The 25,346-nt window shown below is 58.0% G+C and carries 29 protein-coding genes; 23 read left to right on the top strand and 6 right to left on the bottom strand.

Annotated features, from left to right (window positions below; all coding sequences use genetic code 11):
• The 6 genes from ACIQ3A_RS01850 to ACIQ3A_RS01825 all read left to right on the top strand — a co-directional run.
• A partial coding sequence (locus ACIQ3A_RS01850; RefSeq protein ID WP_396430053.1) for a DUF5666 domain-containing protein occupies window positions 1–411 on the top strand: 411 nt, incomplete at its 5' end.
• Between the two features lie 34 nt (window positions 412–445).
• On the top strand, window positions 446–799 hold the full coding sequence (locus ACIQ3A_RS01845; protein ID WP_396430056.1) for a DUF1924 domain-containing protein: 354 nt from the start codon (window positions 446–448) through the stop codon (window positions 797–799).
• The gene (locus ACIQ3A_RS01840) at window positions 796–1,269 is read left to right on the top strand and encodes a diheme cytochrome c (RefSeq protein ID WP_396430052.1); all 474 of its coding nucleotides are present in this window, start codon (window positions 796–798) and stop codon (window positions 1,267–1,269) included. The genes ACIQ3A_RS01845 and ACIQ3A_RS01840 overlap by 4 nt, the downstream gene beginning before the upstream one ends.
• Window positions 1,270–1,278: 9 nt before the next feature.
• Window positions 1,279–2,055: a cytochrome b/b6 domain-containing protein gene (locus ACIQ3A_RS01835; protein WP_396430051.1), complete on the top strand. Its 777-nt coding sequence runs from the start codon at window positions 1,279–1,281 to the stop codon at window positions 2,053–2,055.
• A 29-nt stretch (window positions 2,056–2,084) separates the two neighbouring features.
• Window positions 2,085–2,783 carry a response regulator gene (locus tag ACIQ3A_RS01830; protein WP_396430050.1) on the top strand — a complete coding sequence of 233 codons (699 nt, stop codon included), beginning with the start codon at window positions 2,085–2,087 and terminating at the stop codon, window positions 2,781–2,783.
• Window positions 2,780–4,114 carry an ATP-binding protein gene (locus tag ACIQ3A_RS01825; RefSeq protein WP_396430049.1) on the top strand — a complete coding sequence of 445 codons (1,335 nt, stop codon included), beginning with the start codon at window positions 2,780–2,782 and terminating at the stop codon, window positions 4,112–4,114. Before ACIQ3A_RS01830 ends, ACIQ3A_RS01825 begins: the two co-directional genes overlap by 4 nt.
• A 30-nt stretch (window positions 4,115–4,144) precedes the next feature.
• Here the strand turns inward: ACIQ3A_RS01825 and ACIQ3A_RS01820 are convergent, their stop codons facing one another.
• Window positions 4,145–6,808, bottom strand: a complete 2,664-nt coding sequence (locus ACIQ3A_RS01820) for a cation-translocating P-type ATPase (protein ID WP_396430048.1) — start codon at window positions 6,806–6,808, stop codon at window positions 4,145–4,147.
• Window positions 6,809–6,909: 101 nt separating this feature from the next.
• Between ACIQ3A_RS01820 and ACIQ3A_RS01815 the strand changes: the two genes are divergently transcribed.
• Window positions 6,910–7,521 carry a hypothetical protein gene (locus ACIQ3A_RS01815; protein ID WP_396430047.1) on the top strand — a complete coding sequence of 204 codons (612 nt, stop codon included), beginning with the start codon at window positions 6,910–6,912 and terminating at the stop codon, window positions 7,519–7,521.
• A 66-nt stretch (window positions 7,522–7,587) separates the two neighbouring features.
• Window positions 7,588–8,043, top strand: a complete 456-nt coding sequence (locus ACIQ3A_RS01810; protein ID WP_396430046.1) for a MaoC family dehydratase — start codon at window positions 7,588–7,590, stop codon at window positions 8,041–8,043.
• Here the strand turns inward: ACIQ3A_RS01810 and trmL are convergent.
• Together trmL and ACIQ3A_RS01800 are read right to left on the bottom strand one after the other, a co-directional pair.
• Window positions 8,034–8,531, bottom strand: a complete 498-nt coding sequence (trmL, locus tag ACIQ3A_RS01805) for a tRNA (uridine(34)/cytosine(34)/5-carboxymethylaminomethyluridine(34)-2'-O)-methyltransferase TrmL (protein WP_396430045.1) — start codon at window positions 8,529–8,531, stop codon at window positions 8,034–8,036. The genes ACIQ3A_RS01810 and trmL overlap by 10 nt on opposite strands.
• Window positions 8,532–8,586: 55 nt before the next feature.
• A complete protein-coding gene (locus ACIQ3A_RS01800) occupies window positions 8,587–9,333 on the bottom strand; it encodes a ComF family protein (RefSeq protein WP_396430044.1) in 747 nt (248 codons plus the stop codon).
• Between the two features lie 89 nt (window positions 9,334–9,422).
• Here ACIQ3A_RS01800 and ACIQ3A_RS01795 point away from each other — a divergent pair, with 89 nt between their 5' ends.
• The 8 genes from ACIQ3A_RS01795 (at window position 9,423) to ACIQ3A_RS01760 (ending at window position 15,719) form a co-directional block, all read left to right on the top strand.
• On the top strand, window positions 9,423–10,337 hold the full coding sequence (locus tag ACIQ3A_RS01795; RefSeq protein ID WP_396430043.1) for a biotin synthase: 915 nt from the start codon (window positions 9,423–9,425) through the stop codon (window positions 10,335–10,337).
• 95 nt (window positions 10,338–10,432) lie between these two features.
• Window positions 10,433–10,909 (top strand): DUF2244 domain-containing protein, encoded by a 477-nt coding sequence (locus tag ACIQ3A_RS01790; RefSeq protein WP_396430042.1) that lies wholly within the window; start codon window positions 10,433–10,435, stop codon window positions 10,907–10,909.
• A gap of 77 nt (window positions 10,910–10,986) precedes the next feature.
• The gene (gene coxB, locus ACIQ3A_RS01785) at window positions 10,987–12,159 is read left to right on the top strand and encodes a cytochrome c oxidase subunit II (protein ID WP_396430041.1); all 1,173 of its coding nucleotides are present in this window, start codon (window positions 10,987–10,989) and stop codon (window positions 12,157–12,159) included.
• Between the two features lie 32 nt (window positions 12,160–12,191).
• Entirely contained in the window at window positions 12,192–13,808 is a 1,617-nt protein-coding gene (gene ctaD / locus ACIQ3A_RS01780; RefSeq protein ID WP_396430040.1) for a cytochrome c oxidase subunit I, read from the top strand.
• Between the two features lie 5 nt (window positions 13,809–13,813).
• Entirely contained in the window at window positions 13,814–13,930 is a 117-nt protein-coding gene (locus ACIQ3A_RS01775; RefSeq protein WP_396430039.1) for a cytochrome oxidase small assembly protein, read from the top strand.
• 10 nt (window positions 13,931–13,940) lie between these two features.
• Window positions 13,941–14,570 (top strand): cytochrome c oxidase assembly protein, encoded by a 630-nt coding sequence (locus ACIQ3A_RS01770; protein ID WP_396430038.1) that lies wholly within the window; start codon window positions 13,941–13,943, stop codon window positions 14,568–14,570.
• On the top strand, window positions 14,567–14,794 hold the full coding sequence (locus tag ACIQ3A_RS01765) for a DUF2970 domain-containing protein (protein WP_396430037.1): 228 nt from the start codon (window positions 14,567–14,569) through the stop codon (window positions 14,792–14,794). Before ACIQ3A_RS01770 ends, ACIQ3A_RS01765 begins: the two co-directional genes overlap by 4 nt.
• Before the next feature lie 43 nt (window positions 14,795–14,837).
• A complete protein-coding gene (locus tag ACIQ3A_RS01760) occupies window positions 14,838–15,719 on the top strand; it encodes a cytochrome c oxidase subunit 3 (protein ID WP_396430036.1) in 882 nt (293 codons plus the stop codon).
• Between the two features lie 127 nt (window positions 15,720–15,846).
• Here the strand turns inward: ACIQ3A_RS01760 and ACIQ3A_RS01755 are convergent, their stop codons facing one another.
• Window positions 15,847–16,080 (bottom strand): twin transmembrane helix small protein, encoded by a 234-nt coding sequence (locus tag ACIQ3A_RS01755; RefSeq protein WP_396430035.1) that lies wholly within the window; start codon window positions 16,078–16,080, stop codon window positions 15,847–15,849.
• A 14-nt stretch (window positions 16,081–16,094) separates the two neighbouring features.
• Here ACIQ3A_RS01755 and ACIQ3A_RS01750 point away from each other — a divergent pair, with 14 nt between their 5' ends.
• The 5 genes from ACIQ3A_RS01750 to ACIQ3A_RS01730 are packed head-to-tail and all read left to right on the top strand — an operon-like array spanning window position 16,095 to window position 20,147.
• The gene (locus ACIQ3A_RS01750) at window positions 16,095–16,838 is read left to right on the top strand and encodes an SURF1 family protein (protein WP_396430034.1); all 744 of its coding nucleotides are present in this window, start codon (window positions 16,095–16,097) and stop codon (window positions 16,836–16,838) included.
• Window positions 16,789–17,502 carry a hypothetical protein gene (locus ACIQ3A_RS01745; RefSeq protein ID WP_396430033.1) on the top strand — a complete coding sequence of 238 codons (714 nt, stop codon included), beginning with the start codon at window positions 16,789–16,791 and terminating at the stop codon, window positions 17,500–17,502. The genes ACIQ3A_RS01750 and ACIQ3A_RS01745 overlap by 50 nt, the downstream gene beginning before the upstream one ends.
• A gap of 2 nt (window positions 17,503–17,504) precedes the next feature.
• Complete coding sequence (locus tag ACIQ3A_RS01740) at window positions 17,505–18,635, top strand: heme A synthase (protein WP_396430032.1); 1,131 nt, start codon at window positions 17,505–17,507, stop codon at window positions 18,633–18,635.
• Window positions 18,632–19,528, top strand: a complete 897-nt coding sequence (gene cyoE / locus ACIQ3A_RS01735) for a heme o synthase (protein ID WP_396430031.1) — start codon at window positions 18,632–18,634, stop codon at window positions 19,526–19,528. The genes ACIQ3A_RS01740 and cyoE overlap by 4 nt, the downstream gene beginning before the upstream one ends.
• A gap of 49 nt (window positions 19,529–19,577) precedes the next feature.
• Window positions 19,578–20,147, top strand: coding sequence for an SCO family protein (locus tag ACIQ3A_RS01730; RefSeq protein ID WP_396430030.1), 570 nt, complete (start codon window positions 19,578–19,580; stop codon window positions 20,145–20,147).
• A 55-nt stretch (window positions 20,148–20,202) separates the two neighbouring features.
• Here the strand turns inward: ACIQ3A_RS01730 and rpoH are convergent, their stop codons facing one another.
• Window positions 20,203–21,141, bottom strand: a complete 939-nt coding sequence (rpoH, locus tag ACIQ3A_RS01725; RefSeq protein WP_396430029.1) for an RNA polymerase sigma factor RpoH — start codon at window positions 21,139–21,141, stop codon at window positions 20,203–20,205.
• 155 nt (window positions 21,142–21,296) lie between these two features.
• Complete coding sequence (gene ftsY / locus ACIQ3A_RS01720; protein WP_396430028.1) at window positions 21,297–22,364, bottom strand: signal recognition particle-docking protein FtsY; 1,068 nt, start codon at window positions 22,362–22,364, stop codon at window positions 21,297–21,299.
• 28 nt (window positions 22,365–22,392) lie between these two features.
• On the opposite strand from ftsY, the gene ACIQ3A_RS01715 reads away from it, so the two are divergent.
• Entirely contained in the window at window positions 22,393–23,844 is a 1,452-nt protein-coding gene (locus tag ACIQ3A_RS01715) for a M16 family metallopeptidase (protein WP_396430027.1), read from the top strand.
• A 14-nt stretch (window positions 23,845–23,858) separates the two neighbouring features.
• Window positions 23,859–25,253, top strand: a complete 1,395-nt coding sequence (locus tag ACIQ3A_RS01710) for a M16 family metallopeptidase (protein ID WP_396430026.1) — start codon at window positions 23,859–23,861, stop codon at window positions 25,251–25,253.
• The last annotated feature ends 93 nt before the right edge of the window (window positions 25,254–25,346 follow it).

Below are 25,346 nucleotides of genomic sequence, written 5' to 3'. Positions count from 1 at the left end.
CAAGGCAACACCATGACGGTGCAAGGCACCACAGTGGATGTCAGCCAAGCCTATTTTGAGAGGGGTTCTTTGGCCACGTTGAGCAACGGCGTCTACGTGGAGATCAAGGGCGTCATGAATGGGGGGGTCCTGATGGCCAGCAAGGTGGACAGCAAACTCAGTACTGTTGCCGGTCAAGGGACCCGTTTCGAGGTCTATGGCGTGGTCAGCAATTGGTCTAATTCTGGGTTCTCTCTGGCTTCGGGCAACACGGTTTACAACGCCGTTTTGAGTAGCCAAACACGCATTGACCAGGAACACGGCCTGCCTGCCAATGGGCGTTTTGTTGAAGTCAAGGGTTACATGAGTGGCACTGATTTTGTAGTGCTCAAAATGGAGGTCAAATCGGCGGGTGACCACCATGCTTACTGAGCGGATCGCTGCTGCCACATTGCTGCTGTTGGGGATGGCGTTCGGGCCACAGGCCTTGGCCAGTTCCCCCCAAGCCGAATTACAGCGATGGCAGCAAGCGGCAGGGCAGCCGGGCAATGCTGCGCGCGGACAGGCTTTTTTCAAACAACGCCATGGTGGTGAATGGTCATGTGCATCGTGCCATGGCGCCCCCCCCACACTTGACAGCCAGCACGCATCGACTGGCAAGAAGATCGCAGCCATGGCCCCGGCCTTCAATGCCGAGCGCTTGACTGACAGCGCCAAGGTCGACAAATGGTTCAAGCGCAACTGCAAAGATGTGTTGTCGCGGGAGTGCACTGCCATTGAAAAGGCCGATGTACTGGCTTATCTGATGGGCTTGAAATGATGCATTCAGTCTTTTTAAAACGTTCAGCTTGGACTGCACTTGTGTGTATCTTTGCATTGCCCGTCTGGGCCGATGGACGACTCATGCCCGCGCAGGTTCCACCTGTGTACAAACAAGAGTGTGCGGCGTGTCACATGGCTTATCCGCCAGGCATGTTGCCGGCCGCTTCATGGCAACGCATCATGCTTGGCTTGGACAAGCATTACGGCAGCGATGCATCGATGGCGCCGGAACAGGTCCAGCAAGTGTCTGCTTGGCTGAAGGCCAACGCGGGGACTTACAAGCGTGTGCGCGAAGAGCCACCACAAGACCGCATCACCCGGTCAGCCTGGTTTGCCCGCAAGCACCGGGAAGTGGACCCGGCGGTCTGGAAGCGAGTCAGTGTCAAGAGCGCTGCGCAATGCGAGGCTTGCCATACCCAGGCTGAGAACGGAAATTTTGATGAGCATCAAGTGCGAATTCCACGCTGAACGCTTGGGATGCCTGCAATTGCTCACGTCAACGGAGAATTTCAAATGATGTCGAATACTTCTGCAACAGCCTTAACCCATCAGGGCCTTTCTGCGCCAACCCGGCGCACGGTGGACGCGTTAACGCGGACCTTGCACGCTTTCATGGCTTTGAGTTTTGTCGGGGCTTACATCACGGCCGAAAGCGAAATATTCAGGCTGGTGCATGTGAGTTTGGGCTACACACTGGGCGGCTTGTTGGTGGCGCGCCTTATTTGGGGTTTGCTGGGGCCGCGCCATGCGCGCTTGTCCGCCCTGTGGGGCAAGTTGCGTGGACTGGGCGACTGGTGGCATGGTTTACGCACAGGCCGGGCATCTTGGCGGCAGATGCAAAATTTGTACATGGCCGTCTCCGTCGTGGCCGTGTTGTTGGCCATCGCCCCTGTGGTGTTGTCGGGTTACGTGACCTACCAGGAGTGGACGGGTGAATGGATGGAAGATGTGCACGAGTTCTTTGGCAACTTCATGCTGATGGCGGTGTTGGCACATGTTTTGGCTGTGGTGGTCCTGAGCTTGCTGCGTCGGCGTAATCTGGCCACCCCCATGTTCACAGGGCGTGTGGAAGGCGTTGGCCCTGATTTGATCCCATCCAACCACTGGACTTTGGCGGCGTTGTTATTGGCGGCCGTGTTGTCTTTCTGGGTCTGGCAGTGGCAGGCGTCGCCGCAGGTTCCGGCTGAAGGAGGTGCCAGTTGGCTTCACCCGGCACCTGGCAGGGCACAATCCCAAGACGATGACGACGATTGATCTTGAAGTCACTTAAACAGGTTTGACCCATGCGTGTACTACTGGCTGAAGACGATGAATTGCTGGGGGCTGGCCTGAAAGCGGGTTTGCAACAGCAAGGCTTCCAGGTGGACTGGGTGCGCGATGGCGTGGCAGCCCAACGCGAGTTGTTGACGGGCGCATATCAGGCGTCGGTGCTGGATTTGGGCTTGCCTCGGCAGGACGGCATGCAATGCCTGGCGGCTGTGAGGCGTCAAAAAATCACGACCCCGGTGTTGATCCTGACTGCGCGCGATGGCGTACCGGACCGCATTGCCGGACTGGATGCGGGTGCCGATGATTACCTGGTCAAGCCTGTGGACCTGATGGAGTTGGCCGCCCGTTTGCGCGCCTTGGTGCGCAGGGCCCATGGTGTGGCTGAACCCATGCTGGAAGCGGGTGCCTTGCGCATGGACCCGGCATCCCGGCAAGTCTGGCTGGACGAGCGCATGGTGGAGTTGTCATTGCGTGAATATGAAATTTTGCAGATTTTTATGCTGAATGCGGGCCGGGTCTTGACGAGAGTCCAGATTGAGCAGCATTTGTACCAATGGGGCACTGAGGTGAGCAGCAACACGGTCGAAGTTCATATTTACAACTTGCGCAAGAAGCTTCGTCCAGATGTGATCGAGACCTTGCGGGGGGTGGGTTACATGTTGCCCCAACAGATCAGGGCAGATGCTGGCAGCATCAAAAAAGGTACAGCATGAAAGCCTGGCGATCCGCCTCGCTGCAATGGCGCCTGACACTGAGCTTGTTGATGGTCACAGGCTTGGTTTGGGGCGTGGTGTTGGTGATGACATGGGTCAATACCGAACACGAGTTGAATGAATTGCTGGATGCCCATTTGGCCCAAACCGCTGCTGTGCTGGCTGTGCAAACAAGTGACGCACACGATGACGACTTCACCACGGCAGATGTTTTGCACAAGTACCAGCCTCGGGTGGCTTTTCAAATCTGGCACGACCAGGAATTGATCGCCCGTTCAGCCGAGGCGCCATTGGTGCCCCTGGCGCCCTTGGGCCAAAGGGGGATTTCTGACCAATGGCAAGCTCAAAAAGCGTGGCGGGTTTTTGCAACGCCTGGTCGCGAAGACGATGTCTGGGTGGTGGTGGCCGAATTGCAATCAGCACGCAATGACATATTGACCGCGGGATTGCATTCAGCCATCGTGCCCATGATCTTGGCGTTGCCGGCATTGGCCCTGTTGATCTGGGCCATTATTTTTCAGTCACTCGCGCCTTTGCGGCAGTTGAGTCAGGCGGTGTCAAAGCGGCAAACCGACCACCGACAAGCTTTGAGTGAGGCCGTTCCGGTGGAGGTGCAACCCTTGGTTAAGGCACTGAATCGATTGTTTGAAAAGATGGTCCAGCAAATGGACAGTGAGCGCCGTTTCACGGCCGATGCCGCCCATGAATTGCGAACACCCATCGCCGCGATTCGCATGCAGGCACAAGTGGCACGTGGCAAAGGCTTGGAGAGCGATCGTGATACCGCTTTGGATTCTGTGTTGCAAGGTTGCGACCGGGCCACCCGTCTGGTGGCGCAGTTGCTGCAATTGGCCAGACTGGATGCCGATGAGAATTCGCCTCAGAAGAAAACTTGCGAAGTTGTCGCAGAAACCCGTGCGAGCCTGGCTGACTTGGGCCCACAGGCTGTGGCCAAGCGGCAAACGCTGAGTCTGGACGCACCGGATGCTTTGCTGGTCCCCATGCCGCCAGGTTGGGTGGGGGTTTTGGTCGGGAATCTGGTGGACAACGCCCAGCGCTACAGCCCTGAGGGGGCCAGCATCCGTGTGCAATGGGAGCCGTTGCCGCTGCCACGTCTGGTGGTGGAGGACAGTGGCCCGGGTTTGAATCCGGTGGATCTGGCACGGCTGGGTGACCGATTTTTCCGCGTGCCCGGCAACGGTGCGGAGGGCAGCGGACTTGGCTGGTCGATTGTGCGTCGCCTGGCGGAGCGTTATCACTTTCAGGTGCAGCTTGAGCGCAGTGCAGAGCTGGGGGGCTTGCGCGTCGTCTTGACCTGGCCAGTTGCATAACAGGTCGTTTTTCCACCTGCTGTGAAGCCATCACCGCAGGTGCTTTGGCTGCAGCTTCCACGTGGCCGCTGTCCAGTGCAAAAGCGCTACGTTCACAACACTGAGCAAGCCCGCTGCCGCAGCGATGAGCATGGGCCAAAGGGGCAACGGCTCAAATTTCAGGGGCACGGCCAGCCAGGGCCAATGGATGGCGAGGATTAAAAATGCCAAAGCCATTCCGATGACACCATAGGCCATGAAATTGGGCGTGCGTAAGCTGCGCCAAAATTTGCCGCCACCTGCCCGGTTGGACAAAATCAGGGCCGCATTGCCGGTGATCAAGGTGATAAAGACCATGGCGCGAATTTGCGCTTCACTCAAAATAGCCAGGGTCACGTTCTCAGCGCCAAGGCTTGCCAACAAGGGCCCCCCTGTGTCTGACCAAGCCTGTGCAAGGCCATAGGTCAGGGCCACACTGGCCAGCACGCACAAGCCCTGACCCATGGCCAAACTGATGGCTTGCGCGCCGAACAAAGCTGAATGGGTGTTGCGGGGTGGGCGTTGCATCACATCGCTCTCTTCCGGCTCGCTTTCAAAGGCCAGAGAGCAGGCTGGGTCAATCACCAGTTCCAGCAAGGCGACATGCAGTGGCAGCATGACAGCAGGCCATCCCATGACCATGGGGACCAGTGCGATGCCTGCAATCGGAATGTGGATGGCAAAGATGTACTGCATTGACTTTTGCAAGTTGCCGAAAATGCGTCTGCCCAAACGTATGCCCCGAACGATGGATGCGAAGTTGTCATCCACGAGCACAAGATCGGCGGATTCGCGCGCCACATCGGTGCCGCGCCCACCCATGGCAATGCCCACATGGGCGGCTTTCAGGGCGGGGGCGTCGTTCACGCCATCGCCCGTCATGGCCACCACCTCGCCATTCGCCTGCAGTGCTTGCACGATGCGCAACTTTTGGTGTGGCGAGATGCGCGCGCACACTGTGACATGGGTCAGCTGCGCGCGGAGTTCGCCATCCCCAAGACCGTCGAGTTCTTCACCGGTCAGGGTGTCGCCATCGGGCAGCCCGGCTTGTCGCGCAATTTCGCAGGCGGTGACCGGGTAGTCACCTGTGATCAGAATGACCTGGATCCCCGCCGTCTGGCAGTCGGCCACGGCTTGTGGAATTTCTGGGCGCAGGGGGTCGGTCAAACCGATCAGGCCCAGCCACTCAAAGTCAAAGTCGTGTGGGCTTTGGGGGTAGTGATCACCCACAAAGCGGCTGCGTGCCACGGCCAGCACGCGCAAGCCCTGCGCGGCCATGCGCGCCACGCTCGTCAGCCAGTTCACTCGCTCGGCGCTGGTCAAGTGGCACAGATCCATGATGGCCTCGGGCGCCCCTTTGGCTGAGACGACGCGGTCATCTTCCTGCTCAAATTGCCAAACATGTGACATGGCTTTGAGGCTGGGACTGAGGGCATAGCTTTGGACCAGTTGACCTGCGCCGAATTGACGGTTGTTTTCACTCAGGTGGCTTTTCCCAAGGGCATGAAATGCGGTTTCCATCGGGTCAAAAGGGGTCGGAGCGCTGGCCAGAATGGCGTGCTCGATCAAGGGATGGAAATTCGCAGAAATCGGATGGTGTGCAGGCGCTAAAGATGATTTCCAGTGCAATATTTCGCTTGGTTCCGCCAGGTTGCAGGACTCGGGCACCGAGAGTGCGGTCACAGTCATGCGGTTTTGCGTCAGCGTGCCGGTCTTGTCGGTGCACAGCACGCTGGTGGCCCCCAGGGTTTCGATGGCGTTGATGTGGCGGGTGAGTACACCTTCACGTGTTAACCGGCGTGCACCCATGGCCGGAAACAGCGTGAGCACCACCGAATATTCTTCTGGCAGGATGGACATGGCCAGTGCGATGCTCGCCAGCAATGCGGGCAGCCATTCCCCGGTGCGCAGGCCGAGCGTGATGACCATGACGGTGCAAAGCACCCCCACCAAGCTGGCGAGCACTTTGACGAGCTGGGCAGTTTGTTGTTGCAAAGGGGTCTCGGCTTGCTGCACTTGTGCCAGCGCCAAGCCAATCTGGCCGATCTGGCTGCGCATGCCCGTGGCGGTGACCTGTACCTGCCCGCTGCCGCGAACCACGAACGTGCCGCCATGGACACACGAGGCAGGCGAGAGCTGTTCCGGCTTGTCGGGCTGTGAACTGCCTGAAGGCCTTTCAAGCGGAATTTTGTCGGTGGGGAGCGACTCACCCGTTAGCAAGGATTCATCAATTTGCAGGTTGTTGGCTGTCATCAGCCAGCCATCAGCGGCCACCCGGTCGCCCTCCGACAGCATCAGCCAGTCTCCTACGACCACTTCGCGTGCCGGTATCTGAAGTGTCTGACCTTCGCGCAACACCTGGGCCAAAGGTTGTGTGAGCTGGCGCAGGGCCTCAATGGCGGCTTCTGATTGGCCTTCCTGGTAAAAACTGAGCACCAGCACGGCCAGCACAAACACCGCCAGCGTCAGGCCTTCGGTCAGGTCACCCAAAAGTGCATACAGCACGGCAGCCAAGACCAGCAGTGCAAACATGGGTTGACGCAGCATGTCGGCCAGGCGGCGCCAAACGGAGCGGCGCAGGCCTTGTTCAATTTCGTTGGGCCCATCCAGTTTGAGGCGACTTGACGCCTGGCTTGTTGTCAGGCCTTGTGCGGTGTTAAGGTGATCAGGTGCCATGGTCCAGTGTGCGAGGCTTGGCGCTTGGGGGCATTGACGCAAGTCAAGTGGGCCCGATGGCCTTGCCACTTCGTATGTCCATTTCCGTCCAGGGAGTCAGCATGAACCCGCAGATTCAGGAATTTCTTGACCGCATCCAACAGCTCGAGGCGGCCATTGAGCAAGAGGCCAAAAGTCGCCGTCAGCAGTGGCAGGCCGATTTTGACCAGCACAAGGTGCGGTTTGAAAAAGAAGTGCTGGCGCAACAAAAACGTTTCAAGGAAGGCTTGCTTGGCTACGTGCTCACTGCCGAATGGCGGCATGTGCTGTGCGTACCTTTCATTTACCCGGTTTTAGTGCCCATGCTGCTGCTGGATGGTTTGATTAGCTTGTACCAGTGGGTGTGTTTTCCGTTGTGTGGCATACCCCGAGTCAAGCGGTCCGACTATTTTGTGTTTGACCGGACACACTTGGCGTATTTAAATTGGCTCGAAAAAATCAACTGCGCTTATTGCTCCTACGGCAATGGCTTGCTGGCCTATGGCCGCGAAGTGGTGGGCTTGACCGAGCAATATTGGTGCCCCATCAAGCATGCGCGCCGTGTCTTGCAGGCGCACGCCCACTACCACGGCTTTGCCGATTATGGGGATGCTGAAAATTTTCGTGCAGAGCTGGCCCGCTTGCGTGCAGAACTCCTAAAAATGCGCACGGATGAGGCGGCCAACAAGCCCTGACCGGGCCACTCCTGCCTGTCACGTCATCGACACCCTGTGGCTTGCAAGCTGCATACAGTCGAGGGCATGAAAACATTTGAAACCCTGGCCGATCTGGCCGCTTGCGTTGGCCAGCATGTGGCCGCTACCGAGTGGGTGGAGATCACCCAGCAGCAGATCAATCAGTTTGCACAAGCCACTGGCGACCACCAGTGGATCCATGTGGACGTGGAGCGCGCGCAACAGGGGCCTTTTGGCGCACCGATTGCGCATGGCTTTTTGACCTTGTCCTTGTTGTCGCAATTTTTTGACAAAACCATCGCAGTCAACTCGAAGCGGATGGGGGTGAATTACGGCCTGAACAAGGTGCGTTTCATGGCGCCCGTGCCTGTGGGCAGTCGTTTGCGGGCTCACCTGCATTTACATTCGGCCACACCGATCGAGGGCAATGGACTGCAATTACAGTGGAATGTGACCGTGGAGCGGGAGGGCAGCGACAAACCGGTCTGCGCAGCCGAGTCTTTGGTGCGTATTTACGCCTGAGCGGGCAGGAAGGGGTCAGGGCTGGCTCCGCCAAAGCCTTGCTGGCGCCAGGCCTCGAAGACCGTGACCGCCACCGCGTTCGACAGGTTCAGGCTGCGCTGGCCTTCTCGCATGGGCAGTCGAATGCGCTGTGCAAGGGCAAACTCTTCACGCAGTTCGGTGGACAAACCTTTGGTTTCCGAGCCAAAAACCAGCCAGTCGCCCGGTTTGAAGGCCACGCCGTGCACAGCCCGGCTGCCACGGGTTGTCAAGGCAAACATGCGCTCGGCTGCAGGCTGTTCGTTGGCCATGAAGGTGGCCCAATCGGCATGACGGCGTAATTCGGCGTACTCGTGGTAATCGAGGCCCGCCCGGCGCATGTGTTTGTCATCCATCGAAAACCCCAAAGGCTCGATCAAGTGGAGCGTGCAGCCGGTGTTGGCGGCCAGACGGATGACGTTGCCGGTGTTGGGCGGTATTTCGGGCTCAACCAGGACGATATGGAACATGGCCAGTATTGTGCCTTGGGTGCACACCCCCACTTGAGGAAGCTAAGGCGCATGCTCATGCATTGCTGCTCGTTTCGGTGCGTGCCAACACCAAGGCACTGACGCTTGCCACACCGGCCTGACGCAGCACACGGGCCGCTGTGTGCAGCGAGGCACCGCTGGTCATCACATCGTCGATCAGTACCACCCGTTGTCCTCTCAGCTCCATGGCGCGCAATGGCTCGACTGCAAAAGCGTCTACCAGATTGGCCAGCCGCTCTGCCCGGGGCAAGCTGCGCTGAGAGGGCGTGTCGCGGGTGCGCAGCAGCAAATGGGCATCGGCTTTGTGCGGGCTGAGTTGGCGTGCCAGCAGCCACGACTGGTTGTAGCCGCGTTCGGCCAGACGTTGCACAGAAAGAGGGATGGGCAACACCCAATCTGCCGCGTCCAAGGTGTCTTCTGCCCAAGGTGCGCTCAGCATCAAAGTGGCCAAAGGCCCGGCCCACCCGGCCTGTTGTTGGAATTTGTAGCGGGCGATCAGGTCGACCCAGGGCCAGGTGTAGGCGGTAGCGGTCAGGCAAAGGTCCAGTGGTGGGGGTGTTTTAAGGCAATTGCCGCAGCGCTTGGCGGGGTGGGGCAAGGGCAGGGCGCAGCCCGTGCAGCGGTTTTGTGGTTGGGCAAAGCGGCTGATGCAGGCATCGCACAAGGGCGATTGAGGCCAGCTGCGGCAGACTGCGCAACGGCTTGGCAGCCAATGCCAGGCCCGGTCAGGCCGGTGGACCTTGAGCGTTGAACCTATCTCCTTGAACCATTTGGGCCACATCGGATCAATATACTGCCCCCAACCCCTGCCCACAAGTGACGAACCTGCCGTTCGCCAGTGGCAGCTTTAATTTTTCTTTTGACCTGGCCATGTCTGCACCTGAACGCCCCCCATCACTTGACCCTGTTGCCGCAGCCCGTTGGGCTGGTCATTCCTTGGGTGAGGCTTCGCCCTGGCTGCACGAGGAGGTGGCCGCTCGCATGCAGGACCGGCTCGACTTCATCAAGCTGCAACCGACCCGGTGGGTCCATTGGGAGCCTTTGCGTGGGGGTTTGCTGGCGCAACGGGCCTTGCAAAAGCGCTACCCGCAAGCCGAGGCTTGGATGAGCAGCGAACAAACTGCCCAGGCTGTGGCGGCCCGATCGGCCGTTCAAGGGCCATGGTGGCAAGTGGCGCGATGGCTGGGCCCCCGGATTCAGGTGGGCCTGCCACCAGAGGGTCAAGCCCAAATGCTTTGGGCCAATATGGCTTTACACACGGCCGTCCAGCCACAAAACTTGTTGAAAATCTGGCACCGCGCACTGGCGGTAGATGGTTTTTTGATGTTTTCCTGCTTGGGGCCTGACACCCTGCGGGAATTGCGGGATGTCTACGCCCAACAGGGCTGGCCAGAACCCGCACACGAATTCACCGACATGCACGATTGGGGCGACATGCTCGTCGAGGCGGGATTCGCTGAGCCCGTGATGGACATGGAGCGCATCACCCTGACCTATGAAACGCCGGAACGATTGCTTGCTGATTTGCGCGCATGGGGCAGAAACTTGCACATTCAGCGTTATGTGGGTTTGCGAGGACGGCGCTGGCGTGAGCAACTCAACCGTGGTCTGATGGCTTTGGCCCGACCCGAAGAGGGTGGGCGGCTGAGACTGACTTTTGAAATTGTGTATGGCCACGCCCTGAAACCTCGGCCACGCGCCACGGTCAGCGCGCAAACTGAAATTGGCCTGGACCAGATGCGCCAAATGCTTCGCGGCAACGCCGGGATATCCGACAAAGTTTGAGCTGAATCAAAACCCCCTCCCAAGTCGGGTAAAATCGGCCCGGTTTTAGCCACAATACTTGCCTCGTAGCATGTTAGTTTATTGAAAGCTGACGCGTGTCAAATTCAACTTACCAGTTTGCACAGGAGTCTGGACCTGCCATCCAATGGCGTCTCAGGCGCAATTGTTCGGTAACACCAGCCCAGATGGGGTGGCTTTACCTGTCCATGTGTGCCTTGTCACTGGGAATCGGCTTGTTCTTCTGGTCACAAGGGGCAACCTTGGTGCTGGCATTCGCTGGGCTGGAAATAACACTGGTCGGGTTGGCCTTTTTGGCTTACGCACGGCATGCGACCGATGGCGAGTGGATTTCATTGCAGGGTGCCCGTTTGGTGGTCGAGTGTGAATCTGCCGGGCGCTGTGAGCGGGCGGAGTTTGCGCGGCAATGGGTCAGGGTCGAACCCAAGTCGGGTGACCACAGCCTGATTGAATTGTCCGGACAGGGCCGTTCGATTGAGGTGGGGCGCTTTGTGCGCCCAGAGTTGCGCCAAGCCTTGGCGCGAGAAATCAGAAGGGCATTACGCTCTGCGTGATGTCCGGTGACAAACAGGCCTTGGCCTGGGTTGTCAGGGGTGTGAGTTCAACAGAGTCTTGGAAGTTAGTGAGAACCATGAAGAATATTTCCAATCAATTGGCTTCGCTGCTGTCCCGCGTGGGCATCTTTGTAGGCGCATGGCTGGCCACCTCGGCCTATGCCGTGAACGATTTACCGGGCGGCCCTGCCGTCAATCAGCTCAATTTTGCACCTCCAGTGACCAAAATCGCTGAAGAACAGCATTGGTTGCACTGGTTCATGTTGATCCTTTGCACAGTGATATTCGTTGCCGTTTTTGCGGTGATGTTTTATTCCATTTGGAAGCACCGAAAGTCGGTGGGTCACAAGCCAGCAACATTCACCGAATCCATTACTGTAGAAGTGATCTGGACAGCAGTGCCATTCATCATTGTGATCCTGATGGCCCTGCCCGCTACAAAGGTGCTGGTGGCCCAGAAAGACACCACCAATGCTGACCTGACCGTCAAGGCAACAGGTTATCAATGGAAGTGGGGTTACGACTACATCAAGGGCGAAGGCGAAGGCCTGAGCTACATCTCCACCCTGGACTCTTCCCAGCGTGCCATGTCCAATGCGGGCAAGCCAGAAGGCGATAACTACCTTCTCAAGGTGGACAACCCCTTGGTGGTGCCAGTGGGTCAAAAAGTGCGCGTGATCACCACTGCCAACGACGTGATTCATGCCTTTGCTGTTCCAGCTTTCGGCATCAAGCAAGATGCCATTCCCGGTTTTGTGCGTGACACCTGGTTCCGTGCAGAGAAAACGGGCGATTTTTATGGCCAATGCCAAGAGCTGTGCGGCAAAGAGCACGCTTACATGCCCATTCACGTCAAAGTGTTGTCTGCAGTTGACTACGCCGCTTGGGTTGATGTCGAAAAGAAAAAGCAAGCCGCCAAAGCCGATGACCCTGCCAAAGTTTGGGCACTGGACGACTTGTCCAAGCGTGGTGAGAAGGTTTATGCTGCCAACTGTGCAGCTTGTCACCAGGCCAGCGGTAAGGGCGCTGGGGCCATCAAAGCTGTCGATGGTTCAGCGGTGGTGCTGGATGCAGACAAATCCAGACAAATTGCGGTGATGCTCAACGGACAGAACAACGGCGCCATGCCCGCATGGAAACAGTTGTCTGATACCGAAATCGCTGCTGTGATCACCTACACCAAGAACAACTGGTCCAACAAGACCGGTCAAATCGTGCAACCGGCCGACATCCTGGCCGCTCGCAAATAAGCCGTACCGTATACAAATCAAAGGAAATCAAGATGAGTGCCGTTCTAGACCATCACGATCACGCCCATGACGACCACGGTCACGCGCCTGCAGGCTGGCGTCGTTGGGTGTATGCCACGAACCACAAGGACATTGGCACCTTGTATTTGCTGTTCAGCTTTACCATGCTCATGATTGGTGGCGTGCTGGCTCTGGGCATTCGTGCTGAGTTGTTCCAGCCGGGCTTGCAAATTGTCAACCCTGAGTTGTTCAATCAGTTCACCACCATGCACGGCATCATCATGGTGTTCGGCGCGATCATGCCTGCCTTCGTGGGCTTCGCCAACTGGATGCTGCCCTTGCAAATCGGCGCCTCCGACATGGCCTTTGCCCGCATGAACAACTTCAGCTTCTGGCTGATGATTCCTGCAGCACTGACCCTCGTCAGTTCCTTTTTCATGCCTGGTGGGGCACCTGCTGCCGGCTGGACGCTTTATGCCCCCCTGACATTGCAAATGGGTCCTTCAATGGACGCTGGTATTTTTGCTCTGCACATTCTGGGTGCTTCATCGATCATGGGCTCGATCAACATCATCGTAACCATATTGAACATGCGTGCGCCAGGCATGACCTTGATGAAGATGCCCATGTTTGCTTGGACATGGCTCATCACCGCTTACCTGTTGATTGCTGTGATGCCCGTTTTGGCCGGTGCGATCACTATGACCCTGACCGACCGCCACTTCGGCACCAGCTTCTTCAACCCTGCTGGCGGTGGCGATCCGGTCATGTACCAGCATATCTTCTGGTTCTTTGGCCACCCTGAGGTTTACATCATGATCTTGCCGGCATTCGGCATCATCAGCCAGATCGTGCCAGCGTTTGCGCGCAAAAAACTCTTTGGCTACGCTTCCATGGTTTACGCCACATCGTCGATCGCCATCTTGTCGTTCATCGTGTGGGCACACCACATGTTCACCACGGGCATGCCGGTCACAGGTCAGTTGTTCTTCATGTACGCCACCATGCTGATCGCTGTGCCGACGGCCGTGAAGATCTTCAACTGGATTGCTACCATGTGGCGTGGTTCCATGACTTTTGAAACCCCCATGCTGTTTGCTGTGGGTTTTATCTTCGTGTTCACCATGGGTGGTTTCACGGGTCTGATTCTGGCCATGGCCCCGATCGATACCCAATTGCAAGACACCTATTACGTGGTCGCCCACTTCCACTATGTGCTGGTGGCGGGTTCGCTGTTCGCTTTGTTCGCTGGCTTTTACTACTGGGTGCCCAAGTGGACGGGCGTGATGTACAACGAAACTCGGGGCAAAGTCCATTTTTGGTGGACGCTGATTTCTTTCAACGTCACTTTCTTTCCGATGCACTTTCTGGGACTGGCCGGCATGCCACGCCGCTATGCCGACTACCCGATGCAATTCACAGACTTCAACATGTTGGCCTCTGTGGGTGCTTTCTTCTTCGGTTTTGCGCAGGTGTACTTCTTCTTGTTCGTGGTCTTGCCCACCATGCTTGGTCGAGGCGAAAAAGCATCCCAGAAGCCCTGGGAAGGTGCTGAAGGCCTCGAGTGGGAAGTCCCCTCGCCAGCGCCATTCCATACCTTTGAAAACCCACCCAAGCTGGACGCCACTGCGACCCGCGTGATTGGTTGAACAGCATGGCCGTAACCCCTGAGCAAAGAAAAAACAATGTTCGCCTTGGCCTGATTCTGGCCTCGGTGGCACTGGCGATGTTGGTTGGTTTTGTCGCCAAGTTGCTGTTGTTAAACCGCTGAAAGACCCTCAATGAACCTGCGTGGTGAAAACTTGAAGATGGTGGGCAAGCTCGCAGTTGTGACTTTGGGCATGTTCTGCTTCGGTTACGCGCTGGTGCCCATCTACAAGGCCATTTGCGAGATCACAGGCATCAACATCCTGTCGATTTCCGAAACCCAGATTCCTGGCAATGCCAAGGCCGGCAAGGCTGCCGAAGTGCTGCGTAACAGCCAAGTTGACACCACGCGTACCATCACTGTCGAGTTCGATGCCAACGTGCGGGGACCTTGGGAATTCAAGCCTGAAAAGCGCTCGATGCAGGTTCACCCGGGTGAGCTCAGCACCGTAATGTACGAGTTCCAAAATGTGCAAAACCGGCGCATGGCTGCTCAAGCCATTCCCAGCTATGCGCCCAAGCAGGCGGCCAACCATTTCAACAAGCTCGAGTGTTTCTGTTTTAACCAGTACACATTGGAGCCGGGCGAAAAGAAGTCCTGGCCCGTTGCCTTTGTGATTGACCCCAAGTTGTCCAAAGACGTCACCACCATCACTTTGTCCTACACTTTTTTTGAAGTGGGCGGCAAAACACCTGCCGCACCGACAACGCCTTTGGCCGCTGCAGTGCAGCCTTTGGTGGTCAAGACAGGCTTGGGTTCATGAGCACGCCTAAATTGCCGACCCTGCGCAAGACGGCCTGGTTGCGAACCATCCAGGCCGTGCTGTGGTCCTTTGTGGGCCTTCGCAAGAATTCCGAGTCCCAGCAAGACATCGAAAAGCTCAACCCGTTCCACATCATTGGTGTGGCCATTGGCGCTGTGCTTTTGTTTATTCTGGGGCTGATCGCCCTGGTCAATTGGGTGGTCGCGCAGCCAATTGGCCTTTAACCCGCAAAATTAGTTTTCGCAAGCAGAGAGAGCAGGAGTTTCCATGAGTTCAGCAACACACGGCACCACGCCTTATTACTTCGTCCCAGATGCTTCGCGCCATCCTGTGATGGCTGCCATCGGTTTGTTTTTCGTCATTGTGGGCGCAGGACAATGGATCAATGGTGTCGAATGGGGCATGTACATGCTTTACTTCGGCATGATCTGGTGGCTGACCGTGTTGTACCAATGGTTCAAGCAAGCCATTGGTGAAAGTGAAGACGGCCTGTACGGTCGAAAGATTGACCTGTCCTTCCGTTGGAGCATGACCTGGTTCATTTTTTCTGAAGTCATGTTCTTCGGTGCTTTTTTTACCGCGTTGTGGTGGGCCCGTTCGCATTCGGTTCCTGAACTGGGCAGCCTCGAAAACGCCTTGCTGTGGCCTGACTTCAAAGCCGCCTGGCCGAGTCTGGTGGCTGGGGCCACCACTTCGCCAGCGGGCATTGTTGAGCCCTTCCAGACCATGGGCCCTTTTTGGTTGCCCACCATTAACACAGCGCTGCTTTTGACATCGGGGGTGACCTTGACCATTGCCCACCACGCCTTGCAAAGTGGTGACCGCAGCAAGACCATCAAATTCATGTGGATGACAGTGCTGCTGGGCGTCACTTTCTTGTTTGTCCAGGGTTATGAGTACGTCCATGCCTGGAATGATTTGAACCTGAAGATGTCTTCTGGCATGTATGGGTCGACGTTTTATTTGCTGACCGGTTTTCACGGGTTCCACGTCCTGGTGGGGATGTTGATGCTGCTGTTTATTACCTTGCGTTTGCAAAAGGGCCATTTCACCAAAGACCGCCATTTCGGTTTTGAAGGCGCCGCTTGGTACTGGCACTTTGTGGATGTGGTGTGGTTGGGCTTGTACATCTTGGTGTACTGGCTATAAAGCCTCCCCTAGACGCAACAAAAAAGCGCCTTTGGGCGCTTTTTTCTTAAGTTAACAGTTGCTGCTGGTGGGAACCGATGTGTTTCAGTAGACACCAGCTTATGGCCTTGGCGTTACCAACCAATCCTCAGGCACCCGAGGGGATGCCAGTCGGTTGAATCCAGCCCATCTTCCAGGAAATCAGCACGCAAATGAACAGGACAATGGAGAAGCCGACCCGAAAAGCCAGGGCTTTGACCATGGTGCCAGTCTTGGGCGCTTGGCCTTCGGCAGGTGGCGTGCCGCCCCGCATCATGTAGATCAAGGCCGAGACCAAACTCACCAATATGGCAACAAACGCGATAGCAACCAAAATTTTCATGAACGCATTATCCAATGACTGAGAAAACCCCGGTGTGGCAAAGATGGCTTGTGCTCCTTGTCGCGGTGTTGGCGGTTGGAATCACGGGCTCTTTGGGGCTGTGGCAATTGGACCGGGCGGCCCAAAAAACCGGCTTGCAAGACAATAAAACGAAGCAAGCGGCCATGCAGGCGCTCGATGCTCGTTCGCTGGGCGGCGCGCATGATTCTGAACAGCAACGTGCCGGGTTGATGCACCGTCGTATCGCTCTGGTGGGCCGCTGGTTGCCAAAGCACACGATCTACTTGGAAAACCGGCAAATGAATGCCAAACCAGGATTTTTTGTGCTGACGCCTTTCGAGATTCAGGACTCAGGAGTGGTTCTGTTGGTCCAGCGTGGCTGGGCGCAAAGGTCCTTTACAGACCGTGCAGCCTTGCCAGCCATTCAAACGCCTGAAGGCAGGGTCGAGGTTCAAGGTCATTTGGCCCCATGGCCATCAAGGCTCTATGATTTTGGCGGGGCTGAGCAAGGCCCGATACGGCAAAATCTAGACTTGTGGTCATTCCGACAAGAAACGGGTCTGGATTTGCTGGAAGTCACATTGCTGCAGTCGGGCGCAGCCTCTGAAGGTTTGCTGCGCGAATGGCCAGTGTTGGGCAGTGGTGTTGATAAACACTATGGCTACGCTTTTCAATGGTTTGGCCTCAGTGGCCTGATCGCATTACTTTATGTCTGGTTTCAAATTGTCCAACCCCGTCGAAAAAAACGAACTGTCTGACAGTCCCTTGGCCATGACGGTACACGACATGCCCCGCCCTGGGGATGTTGTTCAGGCTGATGCACAACGCTCCCGTATGGGCCGCTGGAAAATGCTGGCAATGCTGTTGATCTGCGCTTCGCCAGTCATTGCCTCCTATTTCACGTACTACGTCTTGCGCCCGGAGGGGCGCCGCAATTACGGCGAATTGATTCAGCCGCAAAAAGACATGCCGCAAGCCTCGGCTAAAAACCTGCAAGGCGAAGTGGTCGCCTTGGAAAGCCTGAAGGGGCAGTGGTTGCTGGTGAATGTGGCCTCGGGGGTATGCGCCGAGCGTTGCCAGCAAAACCTGTATTTCCAGCGGCAGTTGCGCGAAATACTCGGCCGTGAAAAAGATCGACTCGACCGTGTCTGGCTGATCACTGACGATGCGCCCGTGGCCGAAATCTTGTTGCCCGCTCTGAGCATGGCACACGTGTTGCGGCTGGACCAGGCCACGCTGCAAAGCTGGATCAGCCCTGCACAGGGCCAGCAACTGCAAGACCACTTGTATGTAATTGACCCGATGGGCAACTTCATGATGCGTTTTCCTGCCAACATGGATGTGCCCAGTGCCTCCAAAGCCAAGCGCGATCTGGATCGTTTGCTCAAGGCTTCATCGTCTTGGGACGAGGCGGGGCGCTGATTATGGGCGAAGTCGACCTTTACAACCTGGCGCCCGTCTTTCAGCTGATGGCCGTTGGCCTGGCTGTGGCCGCTGTGCCATTGGGCTGGTGGCTGTGGCAACAGCGCAGCGCCACACCCTCTGGGCGTTTGAGAGCCCTGACTTTGATCACTTTGTTTTTGACGTTTGACCTGGTGCTCTTTGGGGCATTCACGCGGCTGACTGACTCTGGGCTGGGCTGCCCTGACTGGCCAGGTTGTTATGGCAGCGCGACGCCTATCGGCGCCAAAAGCGAAATTTCTGCGGCCCAGACCGCCATGCCCACTGGCCCCGTCACCCACGGCAAAGCTTGGATCGAGATGGTTCACCGTTACCTAGCCACTGGGGTGGGGGTGTTGATTTTGACCCTCGCCAGCATGACTTGGTGGTTGCGCCGAGCAAGCCGCGGCGTCAGCCCATGGTGGCCCACGTTCACACTGGTGTGGGTCTGCCTGCAAGGCGCTTTTGGCGCGCTCACCGTCACCATGAAGCTGTTTCCGGCTATCGTTACTTTGCACCTGATGTTTGGTATAGGCTTGTTGGCCCTGCTCATGGCGCAGGCTGTGCGTTATGACGGCGCTGGCTCTCGACCCTTGCCAGCAGCCTTGTACAGGGGATTGTGGGCAGGCTTTGCTTTGTTGTGGCTTCAAATTGCCTTGGGCGGTTGGGTCAGCACCAACTACGCTGTGCTGGCCTGTCCCGACTTTCCGACCTGCAATGGCCAATGGGTACCCGAGATGAATTGGCAAGGTTTCAGTGTGTGGCGCGAGTTGGGTTATGCACCCGATGGTCAGCTCCTGCCCTTTGTGGCTTTGTCGTCCATCCACTTTGTGCACCGTTCAGCCGCTTGGCTGGTGTTGGCGGTGCTGGTCTGGTGCGGTTGGCGTTTGCGTCTGCAGCCAGGTCTTCGATCTGCTGGCCAATGGTTGCTAGGACTGTCGGCTCTGCAGTTCGCCACAGGCCTGAGCAATGTCGTCCTCGGCTGGCCTTTGTTGGCTGCTGTGCTGCACACGGGTGGCGCTGCCGCCATGGTGATCACCCTGACCTGGGCGCTCAGCATCAGTCGGGCGGAAGCTTTTTCTCGTTCACCCATCTCACCAAGGCCTGCCGCATGACCGCCGCCACTGCCAATTTGCCAAACTCCGCCTGGCGCCAGTACTACGCGCTGACCAAGCCACGCGTGGTGCAACTGATCGTATTTTGTGCCCTGATTGGCATGGTGCTGGCTGTTCCAGGCGTCCCAAGCCTGCTCGAACTCAAGCTGGGTCTGTGGGCCTGCATCGGTATCTGGCTGGTGGCGGGTGCGGCTGCGGCCTTCAACTGCCTGGTCGAAAAAACCATCGACGCCAAAATGAAACGCACGGCCTGGCGCCCCACCGCCAAGGGCGAGCTGAGTGACCGCCAGGCACTGCTGTTTTCAGGCGTGTTGTGCGCCATGGGCTCGGCGGTACTTTATGTGATGGTCAACCCGCTGACCATGTGGCTGACATTTGCCACCTTTGTGGGCTACGCCATCGTCTACACCGTGATTCTGAAACCGCTCACGCCACAAAACATCGTCATTGGCGGTGCCAGTGGTGCCATGCCCCCAGTGCTGGGTTGGGCCGCTATGACGGGCCAAGTCGGGCCAGAGGCATTGATCTTGTTCCTGATCATCTTTTTGTGGACGCCACCGCACTTCTGGGCTCTTGCGCTCTACCGAGTCGAGGATTACCGCAAGTCGGGCCTGCCCATGCTGCCCGTCACGCACGGCAACGAATTCACTCGGCTGCAAATCCTGCTGTACACCATTGTTTTGATGGCGTCCTGCCTCATGCCGTTTGTTTACGGCATGAGTTCATGGCTCTACTTGGTCGTAGCGCTCGTTTTGAGTGTCGGCTTCATTGGCTATGCGGTGGCTTTGTTCCGCAGTTACTCGGATGAACTGGCCCGCAAGACCTTCCGCTTTTCGCTGATCCACCTGAGCGCCCTGTTTGCCGCTTTGCTGCTAGACCACTACATTTTTTAAGGCCACAACCATGGTTCAGCGCAGTTCTTTTTCCAGACGGGCCTTGGCGATGGCATGGCTTGTCGCACTCGGCGGGCTACTGGGGTGCGCTGACGACAAGCCAGCATTTCGCGGTGTGGACATCACCGGTGCCGACTATGCGCAAGGCTGGTCTTTGAGTGATCAGGACGGTCAGGTGCGCACCCTCAAAGACTTTGCTGGCAAGGTGGTGGTGGTATTTTTTGGCTTCACCCAATGCCCCGATGTCTGCCCCACCGCTTTGCAAGAGATGGCCGAAGCGAAACAATTGTTGGGTGCCGATGGGGCCAGGCTACAAAGCATTTTCATCACGGTGGATCCTGAGCGCGACACGCCCGAATTGCTGAAAGCCTATGTGGCCAATTTTGGTTCAGACTTTGTGGCCTTGCGCCCCACACCCGAGCAACTGCCCAAGGTCACCAAGGACTTCAAGATTTACTATAAAAAAGTCGAGGGCAAAACACCCACCAGCTACACCATGGACCACTCGGCGGGCAGCTTTACTTTTGACCCCCAAGGCAGAGTTCGCCTTTACAACCGCCACGCCAGTGGGGCAGCATCTTTGGCTGCTGATGCGAAGATCCTGCTCAGCGGTAAGTGATGCCATGCGCAAGCCATGGCCTTAGGCGAATTTGGGTTGATTTCGGCTCAGGGTTTCAGGCGAATTCGACCAAGGCTTTCTTCATCTTTTTCATGGCTGCGACTTCGATCTGGCGGATCCGCTCGGCGCTCACGCCATACTCATCGGCCAGGTCGTGCAGTGTCATGCCGCCCGAGCCGTTGTCGTTCACTTTGAGCCAGCGCTCTTCAACGATGCGGCGACTGCGCGCGTCCAGCACATCCAAAGCAGTGCTCAGGCCATCACTGGCCATCACGTCACGCTGGTGTGCCTCGATCATGGCGGTCGGCTCGTGGTTCACATCGGCCAAGTAAGCGATGGGGCCAAAGGCCAGCTCGCCGTCGTCGGACGGTGCCGGGTCCAGCAGCACATCGCCGCCGGACATGCGCATTTCCATTTCCAGCACTTCTTCGCGCTTGACATTCAAGCTGCGGGCCATCGAATCGACCTGGTCAGGGGTCAGGGTGTCGCGGTGCGTGCCTTCGTCTGCCTCTGCCTCTGCCTTGAAGCCCTGCTTCATAGAGCGCAGGTTAAAGAACAACTTGCGTTGGGCTTTGGTGGTGGCCACCTTGACCATGCGCCAGTTTTTCAGAATGTATTCGTGAATCTCGGCTTTGATCCAGTGCATCGCGTAGCTCACCAAGCGCACACCCTGATCGGGGTCAAATCGCTTGACCGCTTTCATGAGACCCACGTTGCCTTCCTGGATCAGGTCGCCATGCGGCAAGCCATAGCCCAAGTATTGGCGCGATATGGACACCACCAAGCGCAAGTGCGAGAGCACCAACTTGCGGGCTGCTTCGAGGTCTTCATTCGCTTTGAGTTGTCGGGCAGCTTCCTGCTCTTCGTCCAGGGTCAACATGGGCATGCGGTTGACCGCAGATATGTAAGCGTCAAGGTGACCGAGCGGGGGCACCACAGCCCAAGGATTGCTCAGCGTGATGGCCGTGGTGGGCGAACCAGTTTGAATGTTCATACCAGAACTCCTTTCAGAATGTGTAGATTTTAGCACTCTCTACCGTCGAGTGCTAATGGCTGGCGGCCTGTGCCGAATTGGGCCTAGGGTTTTCCATGATTTTGCTTTGACCCGAGAGCGGAGTCGGTGCCCTGGCTGACACTTCAGCGGGAGTCTCAACTCAGCAGGGCTTGTGCGAATTCGCGGGCGTTGAAGGTTTCCAGGTCTTCGAGTTGCTCGCCCACGCCAATGAAATAGACCGGAATGGGCCTTTCGCGGGCAATGGCGCACAAAACGCCTCCTTTGGCCGTACCGTCCAGTTTGGTCACGATCAGGCCCGTCAGGCCCAGCGTATCGTCAAAGGCGCGCACCTGGGCCAGCGCGTTCTGGCCGGTGTTGCCGTCAATCACCAGCAGCACCTCGTGCGGGGCTGTGCTGTCGGCCTTTTGCACCACACGTTTGATTTTTTTCAGCTCCTCCATCAGGTGCACTTGAGTGGGCAGGCGACCCGCGGTGTCCACCAGCACCACATCACGCCCCCGCGCTCGGCCAGCACTGACCGCATCAAAGCTCACAGCGGCCGGGTCGCCGCCTTGCTGGCTGACGATTTCGACCGTGTTACGGTCGGCCCAGACGGCCAGTTGTTCCTTGGCCGCCGCGCGGAAGGTGTCGGCCGCGGCCAGCAGCACGCTCAGGCCTTCATCGGCCAGGTGCTTGGTCAATTTGCCGATCGAGGTGGTTTTGCCCGCCCCATTGACGCCTGCCACCATGATCACGGTGGGCTGGTGGCTGCCAATGGTCAGCGGCTTTTGCAGGGGTTGTAGCAGGTCGGTGATGGCCTCTGCAAGGAGGGTTTTGACCTGAGACGGCTCAGTGGCCTTGGCTTCTTTGACGCGGCGTTTCAGGTCTTGTAGCAAATGCTCGGTGGCTTTCACCCCGGTATCGGCCATCAACAAGGCGGTTTCCAGTTCTTCGTACAGATCGTCGTCGATCCGGGTTCCCGTGAATACGGTGGTGATGCTGGCGCCGGTTTTGCGTAAACCGGTCTTTAGGCGGTTGAGCCAGCCCTGACGGGCAGCGGGGGCCACCTGTTCCTTGCCCTCGAATGGCTGCCCATCTTGGGCGGGAGCCACAGCAAGAGTCTGCTGAGCAAGCGGCGCCGAAGCTGTAACAGGCTTCATAGAGGTCTCGGGGGTCAATATGACCTCAACGGCAGGGGATTTTTTTTTGAAGAAACTGAACATGGCGTGGATTTGAAGGATCATGCATTCTATGAAACCGAACATTCTCTTGGGCATTTTCCTGGCGATCGCCTTGTCGACGGCTGGCTGGCATGCCTCTGCACAGTCGTCTCAAATCAGCAAGGTGCCAGCTGGGACTGAGCGTCAGTCAAGTGCAGTGCCCTCGGCCCAGGTGCACACGTTCACCCTGCCTAACGGCATGACGCTCTGGGTCAAACCCGACCGCCGTGCCCCAACTGCCGTGCACATGGTCTGGCTGCGGGTGGGTTCGATGGACGAGGTGGACGGCACCAGCGGGGTGGCGCATGTGCTCGAGCACATGCTGTTCAAAGGGACGCCCAGCTTAGCGGCAGGTGAGTTTTCGCGCCGCGTTGCCGCTCTGGGGGGGCGTGAAAACGCCTTCACCTCGAAGGATTACACCGGCTACTTTCAACAAATTCCTGCCAGTCAACTGGAGGCTGTGATGCGCCTTGAGGCCGACCGGTTTGCTAACAACCAGTGGCCTGACGCCGAATTTGCCAAAGAATTGGAGGTGGTCAAGGAAGAACGCCGCCTGCGCACCGACGATAACCCGCGCGCGCAGTTGCACGAGATGCTGTCTGCCACGGCCTTGTCGGCTTCGCCCTATCGCCGCCCCATCGTGGGCTGGATGAGCGACCTGGAGGCCATGACGGCGCAAGATGCACGTGATTTTTACCGCAAGTGGTACTCGCCTGGCAATGCCATTGTGGTGGTGGCCGGTGATGTTGATCCGCTGCAAGTGAAGGCCTTGGCAGAAAAATATTACGGTGCCATTGCGGCCAGGCCTTTGGCCGAGCGCAAGCCCCGGCAAGAGCCGCTGCAGCAGGGTTTGCGCCGCTTCGAGTTCAAAGCACCCGCCGAGCAGTCTTACGTGGCTTTGGCTTTCAAGGTGCCACGTCTGGCCAGCCTGGATGTGACCCCCGAGCACGACGATGCCCTGGCTTTGACGGTGCTGGCGGCGGTGTTGGACGGTTACAGCGGTGCGCGCCTGGAGCGAGCCCTGACCCAGGGTGACAAGCGCTTGGCCGACAGTGTCGGGGCGCACAATGGCTTGATAGGCCGTGGCCCGCAGTTCTTTTACTTGGACGGTGTGCCCGCCCAGGGCCAAAGTCCTGAAACCCTGGAGGCTGCCTTGCGCGCCCAAATTCAGCGCGTAGCCACCGAAGGCGTGACCGAAGCCGAGCTGCAACGCGTCAAGACCCAGTGGGTCGCCAGCGAGATCTACAAGCTCGACTCGGTTTTCAACCAGGCCCGCGAACTGGGTGTGGCCTGGACGTTGGGCTTGCCGCCTGACCATGGCGCTCAACTGATTTCTCGACTTCGCCAAGTGACCCCTGCGCAGGTGCAAGCAGTCGCGCAAAAGTATTTCGGTGACGACAGCCTCACGGTGGCGATTTTGCGGCCCCAGCCGGTGTCGGGGCAGCCCCGCGCCCGGCGTGCTGTGCCAGGCGCCAGGCATTGAGCGAGCGCGTTGTCATGAAAGTCCCCAACAAAATGTCCTTGATCCCTTCCCTGTCGATGGCCCCGAACGCGCTGCTGCGATCCAGCTTGCTGCTCGCGTTGTATGCCGCTTCGAGCTGGGCGCAAGCGGCCTTGCCCATTCAGCACTGGACGCAGCCCAGCGGCGCGCGGGTTTACTTGGTCGAGAGCCACGCCATTCCCATGGTCGATGTTCAGATTGACCTCGATGCAGGCAGCCGTCGCGACCCGGCAGGGCAGGCGGGTCTGGCCTCGATCATGGCAGGGCAAATCGCCCATGGCATGCGGGCCCACCCGAAAGCCCAGGGCCCCTATGCGCCAGCCATGGACGAAAACCAGATCGGTGAAGCCTGGGCCGATCTGGGGGCCAGTTTCGGCGCCAGCGCGGGCGCAGACCGCCTGAGTTTTTCGCTGCGCAGCCTGAGTTACCCCGACCTGCTGGACAAGGCGGTGGCCTTGGCCGCCCGGCAAATGGCCCATCCGGCGTTCCCCGAAGCGATCTGGCTGCGTGACCGTGAGCGCCTGAGTGCTTCGATCCGTGAATCGCTGACCAAGCCCGGCACCCAGGTGCAGCATCGCTTTGCCTCGGCGGTCTATGGCCCGCACCCTTACGGCTACCGCACCACACCCGAATCCTTGTCGCGCATCAGTGCACAAGACCTGCAAAGCTTGCATGCTCAGGCCTTGCAGACTTGTCGTGCAACGGTCAGCGTGGTGGGTGCGCTCAGCCGCGCACAGACCGATGCCCTGGTGCAGCGTTTGCTGTCGCAGTGGCCGCGTGAATCGGGCTGCAAGCCTTTGCCCTCCGTGGCCGAAGTGGCCCCCTTGGCCGAGGCGAAAAACCTGAATATCCCTTTTGATTCGGCCCAGTCCCACGTGCTGATTGGTCAGCCCGGTTACAAGCGCAGCGACCCCGACTTTTTTGCCTTGCTGGTGGGCAACCACATTCTGGGTGGCGGCGGTTTTGTTTCGCGCCTGACCGAGCAGGTGCGCGAGAAGCGGGGCCTGAGCTACAGCGTTTACAGCTACTTTTCACCGGGCCTGCACGCTGGGGCCTTCACTGTGGGCTTGCAAACCCGACCTGACCAGGCGTCGCAAGCGGTGACCGTGGCCAAAGACGTCGTGCAAGCCTTTGTGCGCGAGGGGCCGACCGAGGCCGAGTTACAGGCTGCCAAATCCAACCTGGTGGGTGGTTTTGCGCTGCGCATTGACAGCAACAGAAAACTGCTGGACAACGTGGCCAACATCGCTTGGAACCGCTTGCCGCTCAACTACCTGGACACCTGGACGCAGCAAGTCGAGCGAGTCAGTGTTGAGGGCATTCGCCAGGCCATGGCGCGCGTGCTGCAGCCCGATCGGATGGTCACGGTGGTGGTGGGTGCACAGCCCTGATGCATTGACCTGCCAGCAACTTGCGTCGCATTATTGGCAAGTGCCCTGAACGCTCAAATATGTGGTGCGAAATGGGGCATGTGCCGCATGTGC

Source organism: Limnohabitans sp., assembly GCF_044361985.1.
Lineage (GTDB): Bacteria > Pseudomonadota > Gammaproteobacteria > Burkholderiales > Burkholderiaceae_C > Limnohabitans_A.
The sequence above is the reverse complement of the archived record's forward strand: the minus strand, read 5'-3'. Positions and strand labels throughout refer to the sequence as shown.